Annotated in this window: 14 protein-coding genes; 9 read left to right on the forward strand and 5 right to left on the reverse strand. The window is 63.7% G+C overall.

Annotation, left to right across the window (positions count from 1 at the left end; translation table 11 throughout):
- Window positions 1-1266, reverse strand: coding sequence for an ergothioneine biosynthesis protein EgtB (egtB, locus tag GTP27_RS02060; protein ID WP_371865879.1), 1266 nt, complete (start codon window positions 1264-1266; stop codon window positions 1-3).
- A complete protein-coding gene (gene egtD / locus GTP27_RS02065; RefSeq protein ID WP_229633312.1) occupies window positions 1263-2261 on the reverse strand; it encodes an L-histidine N(alpha)-methyltransferase in 999 nt (332 codons plus the stop codon). Before egtD ends, egtB begins: the two co-directional genes overlap by 4 nt.
- A 179-nt stretch (window positions 2262-2440) precedes the next feature.
- Between egtD and GTP27_RS02070 the strand changes: the two genes are divergently transcribed.
- Together GTP27_RS02070 and GTP27_RS02075 are read left to right on the forward strand one after the other, a co-directional pair.
- Window positions 2441-3316 (forward strand): putative selenate ABC transporter substrate-binding protein, encoded by an 876-nt coding sequence (locus GTP27_RS02070; protein WP_161037504.1) that lies wholly within the window; start codon window positions 2441-2443, stop codon window positions 3314-3316.
- Between the two features lie 3 nt (window positions 3317-3319).
- Window positions 3320-4144 carry a phosphonate ABC transporter ATP-binding protein gene (locus tag GTP27_RS02075; RefSeq protein WP_161037505.1) on the forward strand — a complete coding sequence of 275 codons (825 nt, stop codon included), beginning with the start codon at window positions 3320-3322 and terminating at the stop codon, window positions 4142-4144.
- 5 nt (window positions 4145-4149) lie between these two features.
- Here the strand turns inward: GTP27_RS02075 and GTP27_RS02080 are convergent, their stop codons facing one another.
- Both GTP27_RS02080 and GTP27_RS02085 read right to left on the reverse strand, forming a co-directional pair.
- Window positions 4150-4875, reverse strand: a complete 726-nt coding sequence (locus tag GTP27_RS02080) for a response regulator (RefSeq protein WP_161037506.1) — start codon at window positions 4873-4875, stop codon at window positions 4150-4152.
- A 5-nt stretch (window positions 4876-4880) separates the two neighbouring features.
- A complete protein-coding gene (locus tag GTP27_RS02085) occupies window positions 4881-6428 on the reverse strand; it encodes an ATP-binding protein (protein ID WP_161037507.1) in 1548 nt (515 codons plus the stop codon).
- A gap of 200 nt (window positions 6429-6628) precedes the next feature.
- Between GTP27_RS02085 and GTP27_RS02090 the strand changes: the two genes are divergently transcribed.
- The 5 genes from GTP27_RS02090 to GTP27_RS02110 all read left to right on the forward strand — a co-directional run bounded on the left by GTP27_RS02090 (window position 6629) and on the right by GTP27_RS02110 (window position 11092).
- Complete coding sequence (locus tag GTP27_RS02090) at window positions 6629-8215, forward strand: cytochrome C (protein ID WP_161037508.1); 1587 nt, start codon at window positions 6629-6631, stop codon at window positions 8213-8215.
- Window positions 8216-8299: 84 nt separating this feature from the next.
- Window positions 8300-9133, forward strand: coding sequence for a PhnE/PtxC family ABC transporter permease (locus GTP27_RS02095; protein WP_161037509.1), 834 nt, complete (start codon window positions 8300-8302; stop codon window positions 9131-9133).
- The gene (gene phnE / locus GTP27_RS02100; protein WP_161037510.1) at window positions 9130-9921 is read left to right on the forward strand and encodes a phosphonate ABC transporter, permease protein PhnE; all 792 of its coding nucleotides are present in this window, start codon (window positions 9130-9132) and stop codon (window positions 9919-9921) included. Before GTP27_RS02095 ends, phnE begins: the two co-directional genes overlap by 4 nt.
- Before the next feature lie 22 nt (window positions 9922-9943).
- The gene (locus tag GTP27_RS02105) at window positions 9944-10636 is read left to right on the forward strand and encodes an ABC transporter ATP-binding protein (RefSeq protein ID WP_161037511.1); all 693 of its coding nucleotides are present in this window, start codon (window positions 9944-9946) and stop codon (window positions 10634-10636) included.
- 168 nt (window positions 10637-10804) lie between these two features.
- Entirely contained in the window at window positions 10805-11092 is a 288-nt protein-coding gene (locus tag GTP27_RS02110; RefSeq protein ID WP_155433603.1) for a hypothetical protein, read from the forward strand.
- 115 nt (window positions 11093-11207) lie between these two features.
- On the opposite strand, the gene GTP27_RS02115 is transcribed toward GTP27_RS02110, so the two are convergent.
- Complete coding sequence (locus GTP27_RS02115) at window positions 11208-11801, reverse strand: YdeI/OmpD-associated family protein (RefSeq protein WP_161037512.1); 594 nt, start codon at window positions 11799-11801, stop codon at window positions 11208-11210.
- Between the two features lie 91 nt (window positions 11802-11892).
- On the opposite strand from GTP27_RS02115, the gene GTP27_RS02120 reads away from it, so the two are divergent.
- Entirely contained in the window at window positions 11893-12684 is a 792-nt protein-coding gene (locus GTP27_RS02120) for a transporter substrate-binding domain-containing protein (protein ID WP_161037513.1), read from the forward strand.
- Window positions 12685-12761: 77 nt separating this feature from the next.
- Entirely contained in the window at window positions 12762-15083 is a 2322-nt protein-coding gene (locus tag GTP27_RS02125) for an FdhF/YdeP family oxidoreductase (protein WP_161037514.1), read from the forward strand.
- Window positions 15084-15087 lie beyond the last annotated feature (4 nt).

The raw sequence follows: 15087 nt of genomic DNA on the forward strand, positions 1-15087 counted from the left end.
CTAGGCTGGCCCGCGCGCCAGCCGTATGCAGGTGAACTGCCAGCGCGCGCTGGCAGGGAAGAAATTGCGGTAGCTGGCACGCGCATGTCCCGCGGGCGTGGCACAGGATGAACCGCGCAGCACATACTGGTTCAGCATGAACTTGCCGTTGTATTCGCCCAGCGCCCCCTCCGCCGTGCGGAAGCCGGGATAGGCGGCATAGCTGCTGCTGGTCCATTGCCAGCCGTGGCCGAACATCTGCAGCAGACCTGCCTGTTCTGCGGCCAAGGCTGTGGCTGCGGCAGGATGGTAGCCCTCGATGATCTGCGGCGCAACCACCGCACCGCAGGCCGCAGCATGTTCCCATTCCGCCTCCGTCGGCAGGCGCGCACCGGCCCAGCGCGCATAGGCATCGGCTTCGTACAGCGACAGGTGGCAGGCAGGCCGCGCCAGATCCAGCGCCTGCTCGCCATACAGCGTGTATTCATGCCACTGCCCCTGTTCGTCCTGCCGCCAGTACAGTGGCGCAGCCAGCTGCTGGCTGCGCACCCAGTCCCAGCCTTCGGCCAGCCACAGCGTCACGTCGGCATAGCCGCCCGCATCGATAAAGGCCAGATACTCGCCGTTCGTCACCAGCCTGCTCGCCAGTTCGTACGGCTCCAGAAACTGCCGGTGCGGCGGCAATTCGTTATCGAAGCAGAAGCCCCCCTCTGCGCCCTGATAGCCGATATGGCACACGCCACCTTCGAACGGCAGCCACTGCATGGCAGCAGGTGCAGCCGCAGGCGGCAAAGGCCGCTCCAGATAGGCAGGCAGCAGGGGATTCTGCGCCAGCAGGTGCTTCACATCCGTCAGCAACAGCTCCTGATGCTGCTGTTCGTGCTGCAGTCCCAGCGACGCCAGTCCGGCTAGCTGCTCTGTCCTGTCTTGCGCGGCAGCGGCTGCGAGCAACCGCACCATGCGGGCATCGACATTGCGCCGGTAGTCGCGCACCAGCGCCATGGAAGGCCGCGTCAGCAGACCACGCTGGGCACGCGGATGCTTCTCGCCTATGCCGTTGTAATAGGAATTGAACAGCACCCGGAAGGCAGTATGAAACGGCGCAAAATCCGGTTCCTGCCGCTCCAGAATAAATGTCTCGAAAAACCAGGTGGTGTGCGCCAGATGCCATTTCACCGGACTGGCATCGGGCATCGACTGGGCGCCGCAATCCTCGTCGGATAGCGGCTCCGCCAGTGCCAGCGTATGGCGCCGCACTTGCTGGTAATACTCGGGCAAAGCACTCACCGCGTCACCGCACGCGCATACAGCACGGCAAACCAGTTAGCCGGATCGGTCCAGTACTGCACTGCTTCGAAGCCTGCGCTAGCGAGCAACTGGTTGAAACCGCCGCGGGTGTACTTGTAGCTGTCCTCCGTATGTATCCGCTCGCCACGGGCAAACTGGCGCGCCCCGCCCTGCCAGCGCAGCGTGACATCGCACTGCGCCTGCAGATGCATCTCGATGCGGCTGGCCGCTTCGTCGAAGTAGGCGCAGTGCTGCCACTGGCGCAGATCGAAATTGGCGCCAGCTAGCCGGTTCACATGGCGCAGCAGATTCAGATTGAAAGCAGCCGTCACGCCCAGTTCATCGTTATAGGCTGCATCGAGCACACTGCTTTGCTTGACCAGATCTATTCCTATCAGCAGGCCGCCATCGGCGCCGAGATTGTCGCGCAGATTGCGCAGCAGGCCTACCGCCTGCGGCGGCGAAAAATTACCGATCGACGAACCGGGGTAGAAGAACACCCGGCGACTTTTGCTCACATGTTCGGGCAGCTGGAATCCGGCCGAAAAATCCACTCCCAGCGGCGTCATGGCGATGGCGGGGAAACGCTGCTGCAGTCCGGCCACCGCAGTGGCGAGAAATTCGGCGGATATATCAAGTGGCACATACTGCTGCGGACGCAGCAGCGGGAACAGGCTGGCCGCCTTGGCGCAATTGCCGGCCCCCAGATCAATCAGGCTGCCCCCCTGCCCCACGCAGGCGGCAATGGCCTCGCCATGGCTGGTGAAAATCGACGCTTCGGTGCGGGTGGGATAGTATTCATCGAGCTCGCAGATGGCTTCGAACAGGCGCGAACCCAGCGTGTCGTAAAGGTATTTGGGCGAGATGTGCGAGCGGCGTGCCAGCAGCCCTGTGCTAATTTCCGCCAGTACGGCGGGGCTGCCCTGTGCCGCTCCCGCTTCGTTACAGCGGGCCAGTTCCGCCGTGCTGCAGACGCTGCTGACTGTAGAGGCCATAGGCCGGGTACTGCAACTTTCCGTCATCTGCATCATTGCTAACCCTTTCAAGGTGATGATCCCGGCTGCGGATGTTTGCTATGATAGCTGAAGTCGTATTGTCCTGTGTGACGCCGGTATTTCAGTGCGGCGCCCCACTCAGACCATCCATCAACCACCATCAGGATAAGGCCACCGCCATGAAGTTTCCCCCTATGAACACGCTCAAATCCCTGTTTGCCGCTGCGCTGCTGGCCACCACTGCCTTCGCTCAGGCGCAGTCGGCTGACCACGTTTTCCGCGTCTCGGCCATTCCCGACGAAGCACCGACCGAATTGCAGCGCAAGTTCAAGCCTCTGGGCGAATATCTGGAGAAGAAAATCGGCATGAAGGTGGAATTCACCCCCGTCACCGACTACGCCGCTTCGGTGGAAGCCCTGATCAATAAAAAGGTAGACATGGTCTGGTTCGGCGGCTTCACCTTCGTACAGGCCAAGGACCGCAGCAAGAACCAGATTACCCCGCTGGTGCAGCGTGCCGAGGACGAGAAATTCCGCTCCGTCTTCATCACCACCAATAAAGACATCAACAAGCTGGAAGACCTGAAAGGCCGCACCCTGAGCTTCGGTTCGGAATCCTCCACTTCGGGCCACCTGATGCCGCGTTCCTACCTGCTGGCTGCAAAAATCAATCCGGATACTGACCTGAAACGCATCGCCTTCTCCGGCGCCCATGATGCGACCGTGGCTGCCGTGGCAGGCGGCAAAGTCGATGCCGGTGCCCTCAACATCTCGGTGTGGGAAAAAATGGTAGGCGAGAAGAAGGTCGATCCGGCCGTCGTCCGCGTGTTCTACACCACCCCCGGCTACTACGATTACAACTGGAGCGTGCGCAGCGACATGAACGCCGATCTGAAGAAAAAACTGACCGACGCCTTCCTTGCGCTGGACCCGAAAAATCCGCAGGATAAGGTCATCATGGATCTGCAACGCGCTTCCAAGTTCATTCCGACCAAGGCCGAAAACTACACCGCTATCGAAGCAGCAGCCCAGAACGCAGGCCTGCTGAAGAAGTAATCGATGCTGACTTACCAACTGCAAGAGCTGACGGTGCGCCATCCCGGCGCAACGCAGCAGGCCGCGCTGCATGGCCTGAATCTGGATATCGCGCAGGGCGAGCAGATCGCCCTGATCGGCCCTTCGGGTGCGGGCAAAACCACGCTGCTGGCCACGCTGGCACTGGCCCAGCAACCGGCCAGCGGCAGCCTGCAGGCGTTCGGCGTGGCGCCGTGGCAGCTGTCGCACAGCGAACGCCACCGCCTGCGCGCCAAGCTGTTTCTGGCGCCGCAAACGCCGCCGCTGCCACCGCGCCAGCGCGTCGTTACGGCGGTGCTGGCTGCACGGCTGCCGCAATGGAGTCTGTGGCGCGCACTGGCTTCGCTGTTCAAGCCAGCCGATCCGGAAGCGGCATGGCAGGCGCTGGCGCGCTTCAATCTGGGCGACAAGCTGTATGCGCGCGTAGACCGCCTGTCCGGCGGCGAACGGCAGCGCTGCGCGCTGGCGCGCCTGCTGCTGGCACCGGCGCAGGCACTGCTGGTCGACGAACCGCTGTCGGCGCTCGATCCGGCGCTCTCCAGCCTCACGCTCAACACTCTGCGCGAAGAAGCGCGCCAGCGCAATGCCACCCTGATCTGCAGCCTGCATCAGGTGGAACTGGCGCTAAGCCACTTCCCCCGCATCATTGCGCTGCGCGATGGCCGTATCGCCTTCGACCTGCCGCGCGAACAGGTCTCGCCCGCCATGATCGCCACGCTGTATCAGGGCGACTCGTACACCGCGCCTGCGCCTGTGCCAGCGGAAATCGATCCGATGGCCGTCGTTCCCGGTGCTGGCGCCTGCCTGTGAACCTTTCAGGCTGCCAGCGCCGGCTCGAAGCGGTAGCCTACTCCGTACACGGATTGCAGGCACTCGGCCCGCGCGGCCAGCTTGCGGCGCAGATTGCGGATATGCGAATCGACTGTGCGGTCACTGGTATCGCGCTGATCCTCGTGCGATAAATCCAGCAGCTGCTGGCGCGAAAATACCCGCTGCGGGTGGGCTATCAGTTCGGCTAGCAGGCGGAATTCCACCGGTGTCAGCGCCAGCACCACGCCGTCGAGCGTAATGCGCATTTGTTCGCGCTGCACCACCAGTCCGGCCTGTGCCGAAGCTCCCGCAGCAGCCGGCAGCGGTGTTGCCACTGCCGGCATGCCCGGCCCCTGCGCCGCCATACTGCGGCGCAGATGCACGCGCACCCGCGCTACCACTTCACGCGGGCTGAAAGGCTTGCAGACGTAGTCGTCCGCTCCCGTTTCCAGCCCTAGCAGGCGATCGATTTCCGCCACCCTTGCGGTCAGCATGATGATGGGTAGCTGGGAGAATTCACGCACGCCACGGCACACGCTGATGCCGTCCAGCCCGGGCAGCATCAGATCGAGCAGCATCAGATCTATCCCGCCGCCACGCGCCTGCTCCAGCGCAGCATGGCCGTCCGCCACATGGCTGCAGCGATAGCCGGCAGCGACAAAATAGTCCTTGAGCAGCGCGGCAATCTTGGCATCGTCTTCGACGATCAGTATGTGGGCAGGATATTCCATCGTTCCTATCGCTCCTGGTGACGGGCAGCAGCTGATAACGACAGCGGCAGGCGTAGCTGCATGCGCACGCCGCCCAGCACCGAGGCGCTGGCGCTGAGGCTGCCGCCATGGGCCAGCACCAGCGCGCGGCAGATTGCCAGCCCCAGACCGCTGCCGCCCCGCTCGCGCGTGCGCGCCGCATCCACCCGGTACAGGCGCTCGAACAGCTGCGCATGGGCGCCTGCGGGGACGCCCGGCGCCGTATCCTCCAGCGTGATGTCGGCCTGCGTGCCCACTAGCTGCAGGGTCAGTACTATCTGTCCGCCGCGATCGGTATAGCGCAGGCTGTTTTCCAGCAGATTGACCAGCACCTGCGTCAGCCGGCCCGCGTCGGCGCGTACCCGCAGGGGCTGAGGCGCCAGTTGCCAGCTCAGATCCAGTCCCTGTTCGCAGGCCCGCGACTGGTAGCGCACCAGCAGCGGCTGCAGCAACGGTGCCAGTTCCACCACCTGCCAGTCATATTGCAGGTCGCCGGCATCGGCCATGGTCAGCTGGTGCAGATCATCCACCAGCTGGTTCAGCCGCAGCACCTCGCTGTGCAGCGAAGCCAGCGCCTGCGCATCGGCCTGCCGTATGCCATCCTGCAGCGCTTCGATTTCGCCACGGATCACGGAAAGCGGCGTACGCAATTCATGCGATACATCGGCCAGTTGCTGGCGCCGCTGCTGTTCACTGGCCTGCAGCGCCTCGGCCATGGCATTCACATGCAGCGCCAGTTCGGCCAGTTCATCGCGCGACAGCAAGGGCGCACGGGCAGCAAACTCGCCTCTGGCCAGCCGCGCCGTCACATCGCGCAGTGCCGCCACCGGCCGCAGCAGATGGCGCGCCAGCCAGATCGCGGCAAGGATGGCTAGCCCGAGCAAGGCGCAGGCCAGCAGCACGATATTGCGCAGCTGGTCGCGCAGAAAGCCTGCTGCGCTGGCATCGCTGCCGCCGGCCTGACGCAAGGGCAGCAGCCGCATGCGTCCCACCACCTGCCCATCGACCTTGATATCGCGTTCTATCCCGGGCGGGAAATCGGGCGGACCTATCAGCGTGCGGCCGTCCGCATCGACGATGGAAATCCGCGACAGAAAACCGACCGGATCATGCCGGTTGGGCGGCGGATCGGCCCGTGGGGCTGGCGGTGCGGGACGTCCGTAGCCGGGCGGTCCATCCTCGCGTGGCGGTCCGCGCCTGTCATCCGGACGCAAGGGACCGCGCCGCCCCTCGGGGCGTGGCCGCCCATCGTCGGCATCGGCCTGCAATTGCGGCTGCATCTGCGCCACCAGATCGCCCAGCGCGCGGGGCCGCCCGCGCAGCCATTCGAAATTGCCCTCGCGCCGGTAGCGCTGTTCCAGCAGCACGCGCAACTGGTCAAGATCCTGCGTCTGCAACTGGTTCAGATAGGAGACAAAACCACGCTGCAGACTGACGCTGGTCACCCACGCCATCGTGCCGAGACACAGCAGCACGATGGCCGTAATGGCCAGTGCCAGCTTGCGTGCAATGGTTAAGCGCCATCGGTTAGGCATGCGCGTCCTGAAAGTCCCGTTACACCACATGGTGTGTTGCCATCATACCTGCCGAATGTGCATGAAATGTGGATGTGCTGCCTTTCCCGTCCGGCCGCGCGACGATGCTGCATTTAAGCGACAAGAATTGCTGCCTGCATTTTTCCTGCACATTTGCCCGCCAAGCTGGCGCCATCAACCGTACAAGATTGGAGACCATCATGCGCCCGCTTCCCTCCCAGCCTAGTGCACCACTGGCGGCCGGCCTGCTTAGTGCAGCCCTGCTGACCGCCTGCGGTGGTGGCAGCACCGACATCGCCACCAGCAGCAGCGGCACGCGGCTAGCGCAAGGCGCGCCCGTGCAGGGCGCGGCAGCCACCAATACGGCTAATAATGCCACCACCAGCGCCGCCACCAGCCTACTGGCGCTAGCCGCCAATCCGCTGCAGCCGGTCGGCAACGAAGCCGGCAGCGCCCTCACTATCAGCAGCAGGGGCAGCATCGATAGCAGCAATCCCTTCTTTCAGCCCATGGGCAATGGGCGCAGCTGCGCCAGCTGCCACCAGCCCGACAATGGCTGGAGCATAGGGCCGGACAAGCTGGCGGCCCGCTTCGACAGCAGCGCCGGTCTGGATCCCGTATTCCGCAGCGTGGACGGCGCCGTATCGCCGCAAGCCCCCACCGCCACGCTGGAACAGAAACGGCTGGCCTATGCTCTGCTGCTGGGCAAAGGCCTGATACGGGTAGGTCTGGCGCTGCCGTCCGCCGCCGAATTCACCCTGAGCCGCGTGGACGATCCCTACCACTACGCCAGCGCCAGCGAACTATCGCTATTCCGCCGCCCCCTGCCCACCACCAATCTGACTTTCCTCAGCAGCGTCATGTGGGATAGCCGCGAAACCGCCAGCGCCAACACGGGCGCCAACTGCGTGCGCAATACCCGTCCGGCCCTGTGCTTTGCCAGCATCACCAGCAGCCTGCTGCATCAGGCCAATGACGCCGTGCGCGGCCACGCCGAAGCAGCGCAGGACCTGAGCGCGGCCCAGCAGCGCGCCATCGTCGATTTCGAGCAAACCCTGTACACCGCCCAGATCAATTCTTCCACTGCCGGCAGCCTGACCGCGGCGGGTGCACTGGGCGGCCCGCTGGCACTGTCGCAAACCGCCTACTACTTCGGTATCAATGATATCGATGCGGGCGACTACCAGACCGGCGCCCCGTTCAAGCGCGACGTTATCACCCTGTTCGGCGCATGGCGTAATCTGGACCGGCCGCCAGCGCCAGCACCAGCGCAGCGCGGCCGTCCGCCTGCACCGCCTTCCGCCACCGACGTGGCGCGCGCCGCCATCGCCCGCGGTGAACAGATATTCAACAACAAGGGCTTCAACATTAGCGGCGTGGCCGGCTTTAACGACGAACTGCGCCGGCCGCTGGCACGCGGCAGCTGCACCAGCTGCCACGACGCTCCCGGCATAGGCTCGCAATCGGTGGCGCGCATGTTCAATACCGGCGTGTCGGCAGCCAGCCGCCGCAGCGCCGACCTGCCCCTGTACACCCTGCGCAACAGCACTACCGGCGAGACGATCAGCGTCAGCGACCCGGGCGCCGCCATGCTGAGCGGGAAATGGAAGGACATAGGCCGCTTCAAGGTGCCCAGCCTGCGCGGGCTGGAATCGCGCTCGCCGTATTTCCACGACGGTTCGGCCGCCAGCATCGAACAGCTGGTGCAGTTCTACGACACCCGCTTCAATATCGGCTATACGGTGCAGGAGGCAGCCGATCTGGCCGCCTTTCTCAAAGCGCTCTAGGCGGGTGGTGGCCAGCACGTCCGGTATCTTTGCTATCATAGCGGCTCACCGATACCACGGCTGCCCGCCGCGCTAAACCGCACCATGACCACCACGCTCACCAGCACGCATCCCGACCCCGCCTGGCGCGGCCGCGTTGCCGCTTGCGTGCTGGCGCTGCTCCTGCTGTGGCCCATGCTGGTGGTGACGGAATTCAAACCATGGCTGCTGCTGGACTGGCAAAGCCTGAGCGCCACTGGCCGTTTTCTGGCTGATTTCCTCGTGCCAGCCCACAGCAGCGAATTTCTGCTGATGCTGGCCGAGCAGACCTGGCAGACCGTGGCCATCGCCACCGCCGGCCTCACGCTGGCCCTGATCGGCGCTATCCCCGCCACCCTCATCATCAACGAACAGTTGTCGATTTCGCGGCTGGGCACGGGGCGCATGCACCCGCTGGCGCGCGCCGTACGCCAGCTGGTGCGCTGGAAAATGGTGCTGCTGCGCAGCGTACCCGAACTGGTGTGGGCGCTGATCTTCGTGCGCATCATCGGTCTGGGCCCCACTGCCGGTGTGCTGGCCATTGCCCTCACCTACTGCGGCATGCTGGGCAAAGTGTATGCCGAAATACTCGAATCGTCCGACGCCCGCGCCAGCAATGCCCTGCTGGCCAATGGCAGCGGGCGGCTGGCGGCACTGCTCTATGGCGCCCTGCCCGAAGCTGCTGCCGAACTGATGTCCTACACCGTCTACCGCTGGGAATGTGCCATCCGCGGCTCCGTCGTCATGGGCTTTGTCGGCGCCGGCGGCCTGGGCCAGCGCATGGACGAATCCATGAAAATGCTGGCTGGCGCCGAAGTCAGCGCCATGCTGCTGGTATTCGTGGCGCTGGTAGCGCTGGCCGACCTGTTCTCCAAAACCTTGCGCCGCCGTCTAGGATGAAAACCCGTTTGCCGCCTCCGCCCGGTCGTGACTGGACCGTCATCAGCCTGATGCTGCTGGTGCTGCTGCTGATGATCGCCAGCTTTGTCTCGCTGCCACTGAAATGGCGCGAGTTCTTCACCCTCGATGCGGTGCGCAGCGTCATGGAGCTGCTGGCCGGTTTCGCCCCGCCGGAACTGGCCACGCCCTTCCTCATCAAAACCGGCTGGGCTGCCGTCGAAACCATGGCCATGTCGGCGCTGGGCACCCTGCTGGCCGTGCTGGCGGCCCTGCTGTTCTCGCTGCCCGCCTCGGGGCGCATGGGCCGCACTGCCCGCGCCGCCATGCGCGCCATGCTCAATGTGCTGCGTTCCATACCGGAGCTGGTCTGGGCCGCCATCCTGCTGATTGCCGCCGGTCTGGGACCGTTCGGCGGCACGCTGGCACTGGCCGCGCACACCGCCGGCGTGCTGGGCCGGCTATTTGCCGATGCACTGGAAAATGCCGCGCCTCTGCCCGAGCAGAGCCTGCGCACCAACGGCGCCAGCGCCGGCGCGGCCTTCTTCTATGCCACCCTGCCGCAGACGCTGCCGCAGATGCTGTCCTATACACTATACCGCTGGGAGAACAACATCCGCGCCGCCGCCATCCTGGGCGTGGTAGGCGCCGGCGGGCTGGGGCAGATGCTCAAATACCACCTGTCGCTGTTCCAGATGCCGTCCGCTGCCACCGTCATCCTCGCCATGCTGCTGCTGGTGGCGCTGGTTGATGGCGTCAGCTTTGCCCTGCGCCGCGCGCTCACCCGCTGACCCCCGCCCCCGAAAAGCCGCCATGCTAGAACTGCGTCACCTGAGTAAAACCTACGGCAATGGCCGCACCGTCCTGAACGACGTCAGCTGGAAATTCAAGGCCGGCGAATTCGTCGCCATCATGGGCGATTCGGGCGTGGGCAAATCCACCCTGCTCAATCTCATCGCCGGGCTCGATACGCCCGACGCCCACTGCCCGGCCGATGCCATCATGGTCGACGGGGTGGCACTGGCCAGCCTCGACGACGATGCTGCCACCCGCTTGCGGCGCCAGCGCATGGGCTTCATCTTTCAGGCCTTTCACGTACTGCCGCACCTGACGCTGGTGCAGAACGTGGCCCTGCCCCTGCTGCTGAACGGCATGCCCACCGGCGCGGCCAGCGAGATGCTGGCAGCCGTGGGGCTGGGCGGGCGCGATCACGATTTCCCCCACCAGCTATCGGGCGGCGAAATGCAGCGGGTGGCCATCGCCCGCGCACTGGTGCACCGTCCGGCGCTGGTGCTGGCCGATGAACCGACCGGCAATCTCGACCCGGATACGGCGCACAGCATCCTCGAATTACTTCAGCGCGAGATCAAGTCCACCGGTGCGTGCACCATTATGGTGACTCATGCGACCTCGGCCGCGGCGATGAGCGATAAAGTCCTTCATTTATCAAAGATTGGCATACAAGAAACAACAAACGTCAAGCTGTTTGACCAAAAAACAAGCTAATTCTTTTGGCAAACCGTGCCTTTCAGCACGCGCCGTAGTATGATTTACCTAACTTGCATGGTTATCAAGAATGTTGAGTAGCGCTCCGCATTCAGATAAGAGTGTGGGCGCTAGCCCTGCCAGGAAACGTCATCTTTAATTTACGTTTTGAGCAAAGGAGGAGCAATCATGAACGTACGGCAAAAGAAGCTGGAACTGATCGAAGCCATGAATCGTGCTCGGGCTCTGGAGCCATCCAGTTTTGTCCCGAACAAGCTGCTTGATACTTTGATCGAAAAGATGAACCTGAAAAACGACGCAGAACTCTGCCGAGTTTTGGAGGTACAACCTCCGATTATCAGCAAAATCCGTCATCGCAAACTTACCGTGGGCGCGACCATTTTGCTGCGTATGCATGAAAAGTCGGACATCAGCATACGGGAACTGAAAGACCTGTCGACCGCTTCCATGCACTAAACAGCGCTGCTGCTAGTGCCATGCCAGGCGCCGGCATGCGGTATCCGGCGCCCCCGAGTAGTAATAACGTACAGCCCAAACCCTGCTGAACGACCTCCCTGCTACAACTTCCCTGCTATTTTTCGTATTTCCAGTTACGTGCCTTGCCTTCGGCTATCCACGCCACTGCCTGCTCGCGCCTGCGCGTGCGGGTCGCTGCCGTCTTGGCTTCATCCAGCCATTCGATGTAATCACGCTGTTTGCTGGGGCTGAACGCGTCGAAATGCTGCTGCGCGCCCGCCTGCTGCGCCAGCGCTGCCAGCAAGTCGTCCGGCACCGTCACCGTCGCCGGGCGCGGCGTGCGACTGCGCACCGGCGTAACACCGGCATCGTTGAGCTGCATGGCCTGCAGCAGATAGGCCTGCAATTGCGCCGCCGGGGGCAGATCTTCCAGCGCCGTGATGCGGCCGAACTGGCCCATGGCATCGCGCTGGACTGCATCGCCCATCAGCAGTTCCGCTTTCCAGAAATTCAGTGCGCAGTGGGCCTTGAACGCCGCCATGCTGCACAACATGCCCTTGTACATAAAGTGCGGAAAGCTCCACTTCATGGTTTCCTCTACCTCGGGACAGGCCTCGTGCACCACCGCACGCAGATGGATCAATATGCTCTGGGCAAACGGCGCCGCTTGGGCGATATAGGCATCAACTCGAGGGTCTGGCGTCGGCATAAAAGAGACTATCCATGTGGCGGAAGCCACCAATATACCAAAAGTCTTGCGCGCAAAGGTAGAATGTCAGTATCCCATTGCGGAGCAGCCCATGCATCGTCGCCGCCTGTCTGCACTAGTGTTCGCGCTTGCTTTGCCCTTCCCGTTACTGGCTCCGTCATACGCTGCCACGCTGCGCCTGTGTACCATGGAAAGCCCGGTACTGCCCTACATCACGCCGCAAGGTCAGGGCACGGCGGACCTGCTGATCCGCATGGCAGCACAGGAACTCGACATCACCCTGATCTATCAGACCGCGCCGCTGGCGCGCTGCCGCGAACAGGTACGCTCCGGCATTGCCGACGCTTTTCCCGCCGCCCCTTACATTCCCACGCTGGCAGCAGAATTCCGCTATCCGCTACAACGTGGCGAAATCCAGACCAGCCACGCCGTGGTGAGCGGGCGCACCATGGTGTTCCGCCGCGTAGGTAGCAGCGTCGATTGGGACGGCACGCACTTTATCCGCCTGAACACGCCGGTACTGACACCATTTGGTACCGTCATGCCGCGTGAAAAACTGCAGTCACTGAACGTGCCTATCGATGCCAATGGCCGCACCATGGCGGCCAACTTCCAGAAAATGCTGGCTGGCCGCGCCGATGTGGCCGTGGCACTGGAAACCCATGGTGCGCAGTTGCTGATGCAGCACCAGTTCGCCGGTAAGATCGAAATGCTGCCCGCCCCTTTCCTCGACGAGAACTACTATCTGGCGATCTCGCCGGCCTATTACGACAGCCATGCGCAACTAGTGGAGAAGCTGTGGGACGCCATCAGCCGCCTGCGCTACAGCCCCGCCTATCTGGCCCAGCAGCGCAAGATCGTCGACGATCTGCTCAAGCCCTGAACGGGTGCCGCAAGCGGGTGCCGCAAGCCCGGCAATCTGCTCTATACTCCGCACAACGGAAACTATGGAACTCGGCTATGCCCAACAACAAAGCGCCCGGACGCATACAGGCTTACCCGCACGCCGCCGCAGGCTGGGGTGCCGTCAAACAGGTAGCGGTCAATCTGGTGCGCGAAAAAGTCAGCGCCGTTCATAGCAAAGCTCTACTAAGCCAGAACCAGCCGGGCGGCTTCGATTGCCCCGGCTGCGCATGGCCGGACCGCGCTGCCGGCGCCAGCTTTGCCTTCTGCGAAAACGGCGTGAAAGCCGTTGCGGCCGAAGCCACCAGCAAGCGGGTACGCGCCGATTTTTTCGCGGCGCACAGTGTCAGCGCACTGCTGCAGCAATCGGACTACGAACTGGAACAGCACGGCCGCCTGACGGCGCCCATGGAATACGATAGCGCCAGCGATCACTACCGCGCTATCAGCTGGGAGCGGGCATTCAGCGTGATGGCGCAGCACCTGCGCGCCCTGCCCGATCCCGATCAGGCCATCTTCTACACCTCTGGCCGCACCGCCAATGAAGCAGCCTTCCTGTTCCAGCTTTTCGTGCGCATGTACGGCACCAATAACTTCCCCGACTGCTCCAACCTGTGCCACGAACCCACCAGCCGCGGCTTGCCGGGCACGGTGGGCATAGGCAAAGGCACGGTAACGCTGGACGACTTCGAGCACGCCGACGCGCTGTTCATCTTCGGCCAGAATCCCGCCACCAACCACCCGCGCATGCTGGGCGAGCTGCGCGCCTGCGCCAGACGGGGCGCCACCATCGTCTCCATCAATCCCCTGCGCGAACGGGGACTGGAACGCTTCACCAGCCCCACCCACCCGGGCGAAATGCTGGGCAATGGCAGTACCACTATCAGCTCGCTGTTCATCCAGCCGCGCCTGGGCGGCGACTTCGCTTTGATCAAAGGCGTGGCCAAGCGCCTGCTGGAACTCGACGATGCTGCGCTGGCCAGTGGTGCCGCCAGCGTACTCGATCGCGCCTTCATCGCCGAACACACCAGCGGCTTTGCCGCCTTCGAACACGACCTGCGCAGCCAGCCATGGCAGCCGCTGCTGGAAGAATCGGGCGTGCCGCGCGAACAGATCGAGCAGCTGACCGATATCTACCGGCGCAGCCCCAATGTCATCAGCACCTGGGGCATGGGACTAACCCAGCACAAGGGCGCCGTGGCCACCATCCAGATGCTGTCCAACCTGATGATGATGCGCGGGAACATAGGCCGCCGCGGCGCCGGCCTGTGCCCCGTGCGCGGCCACTCCAATGTGCAGGGCGACCGCACCATGGGCATCGAAGACAAACCGACCGCAGCCTTCCTCGACCGCCTGCAGAAAGTGTTCGGCTTTGCGCCGCCGCGCCACCACGGCTACGACACGGTGGACAGCATACAGGCCATGCTCGATGGTAAAGTCAAAGTCTTCATCGCCATGGGCGGCAACTTCGCCATGGCCACGCCGGATACGCCGCTGACCTTTGCCGCCTTGCGCACCTGCGACCTGACCGTGCACATCGCCACCAAACTCAATCGCAGCCATCTGGTGCATGGTAAAGCTGCCCTGCTGCTGCCCACGCTGGGGCGCACGGAAATCGATCTGCAGAACGGCGTGCCGCAAGGCGTCACGGTGGAAGATTCGATGAGCATGGTGCACCTGTCCTATGGCCAGAACACGCCCGCCTCCAGCGAGCTGCTATCGGAAACCATGATCGTGGCGCGGCTGGCCGATGCCACACTGGGCAGCGGAAAAATCGACTGGCTAGGCTATGCCGGCAACTACGCCCGCATCCGCGACGCCATCGCGCAGGTATTCGACGACTTCCACGATTTCAACACACGGCTGGCGCAGCCGGGCGGCTTCCACTTGAGAGTGGCTTCGCGCGAGCGCGTCTGGCGCACAGCGGACGGAAAAGCCCGTTTCGTGGTGCATGCACTGGATCTGACTACGCCCATCCACCGCGCCCGTGCCCTGCATGGCGAGCGCCTGATGGTGCTGATGACGGCACGCTCGCACGACCAGTACAACACCACCATCTACGGTCTCGACGACCGCTACCGCGGCGTGTTCGGCCTGCGCCGCGTGCTATTCATCCACCGCGACGATCTGGCCATGCTGGGCTTGCAGCGGGGCGAGTGGGTGGACCTGCACAGCGTGTGGGACGACGGCGTGCAGCGCCGCGCCGAGCGCTTCCTGCTGGTGGAATACGATATTCCGCGCGGCTGTCTGGGCGCCTACTTCCCCGAGACCAATGCCCTGCTGCCGCTGCATAGCACGGCCGACGGTGCCGGCACGCCAACCGCCAAATCCATCCCCGTGCTGCTGCAGCGCTCGGCCGTGCAGGCATCGCTGGAATAGGCGC

Origin of the sequence: Duganella qianjiadongensis (genome assembly GCF_009857915.1) — a bacterium.
GTDB classification, from domain to species: Bacteria; Pseudomonadota; Gammaproteobacteria; order Burkholderiales; family Burkholderiaceae_D; genus Rugamonas; species Rugamonas qianjiadongensis.

Coding starts and splice junctions, on each gene's coding strand:
- GTP27_RS02070 (WP_161037504.1), top strand. CDS start 2,441: ATGAAGTTTCCCCCTATGAACACGCTCAAATCCCTGTTTGCCGCTGCG.
- egtD (WP_229633312.1), bottom strand. CDS start 2,261: ATGGCCTCTACAGTCAGCAGCGTCTGCAGCACGGCGGAACTGGCCCGC.
- GTP27_RS02125 (WP_161037514.1), top strand. CDS start 12,762: ATGCCCAACAACAAAGCGCCCGGACGCATACAGGCTTACCCGCACGCC.
- GTP27_RS02105 (WP_161037511.1), top strand. CDS start 9,944: ATGCTAGAACTGCGTCACCTGAGTAAAACCTACGGCAATGGCCGCACC.
- GTP27_RS02080 (WP_161037506.1), bottom strand. CDS start 4,875: ATGGAATATCCTGCCCACATACTGATCGTCGAAGACGATGCCAAGATT.
- GTP27_RS02115 (WP_161037512.1), bottom strand. CDS start 11,801: ATGCCGACGCCAGACCCTCGAGTTGATGCCTATATCGCCCAAGCGGCG.
- GTP27_RS02090 (WP_161037508.1), top strand. CDS start 6,629: ATGCGCCCGCTTCCCTCCCAGCCTAGTGCACCACTGGCGGCCGGCCTG.
- GTP27_RS02085 (WP_161037507.1), bottom strand. CDS start 6,428: ATGCCTAACCGATGGCGCTTAACCATTGCACGCAAGCTGGCACTGGCC.
- GTP27_RS02095 (WP_161037509.1), top strand. CDS start 8,300: ATGACCACCACGCTCACCAGCACGCATCCCGACCCCGCCTGGCGCGGC.
- phnE (WP_161037510.1), top strand. CDS start 9,130: ATGAAAACCCGTTTGCCGCCTCCGCCCGGTCGTGACTGGACCGTCATC.
- GTP27_RS02075 (WP_161037505.1), top strand. CDS start 3,320: ATGCTGACTTACCAACTGCAAGAGCTGACGGTGCGCCATCCCGGCGCA.
- GTP27_RS02120 (WP_161037513.1), top strand. CDS start 11,893: ATGCATCGTCGCCGCCTGTCTGCACTAGTGTTCGCGCTTGCTTTGCCC.
- GTP27_RS02110 (WP_155433603.1), top strand. CDS start 10,805: ATGAACGTACGGCAAAAGAAGCTGGAACTGATCGAAGCCATGAATCGT.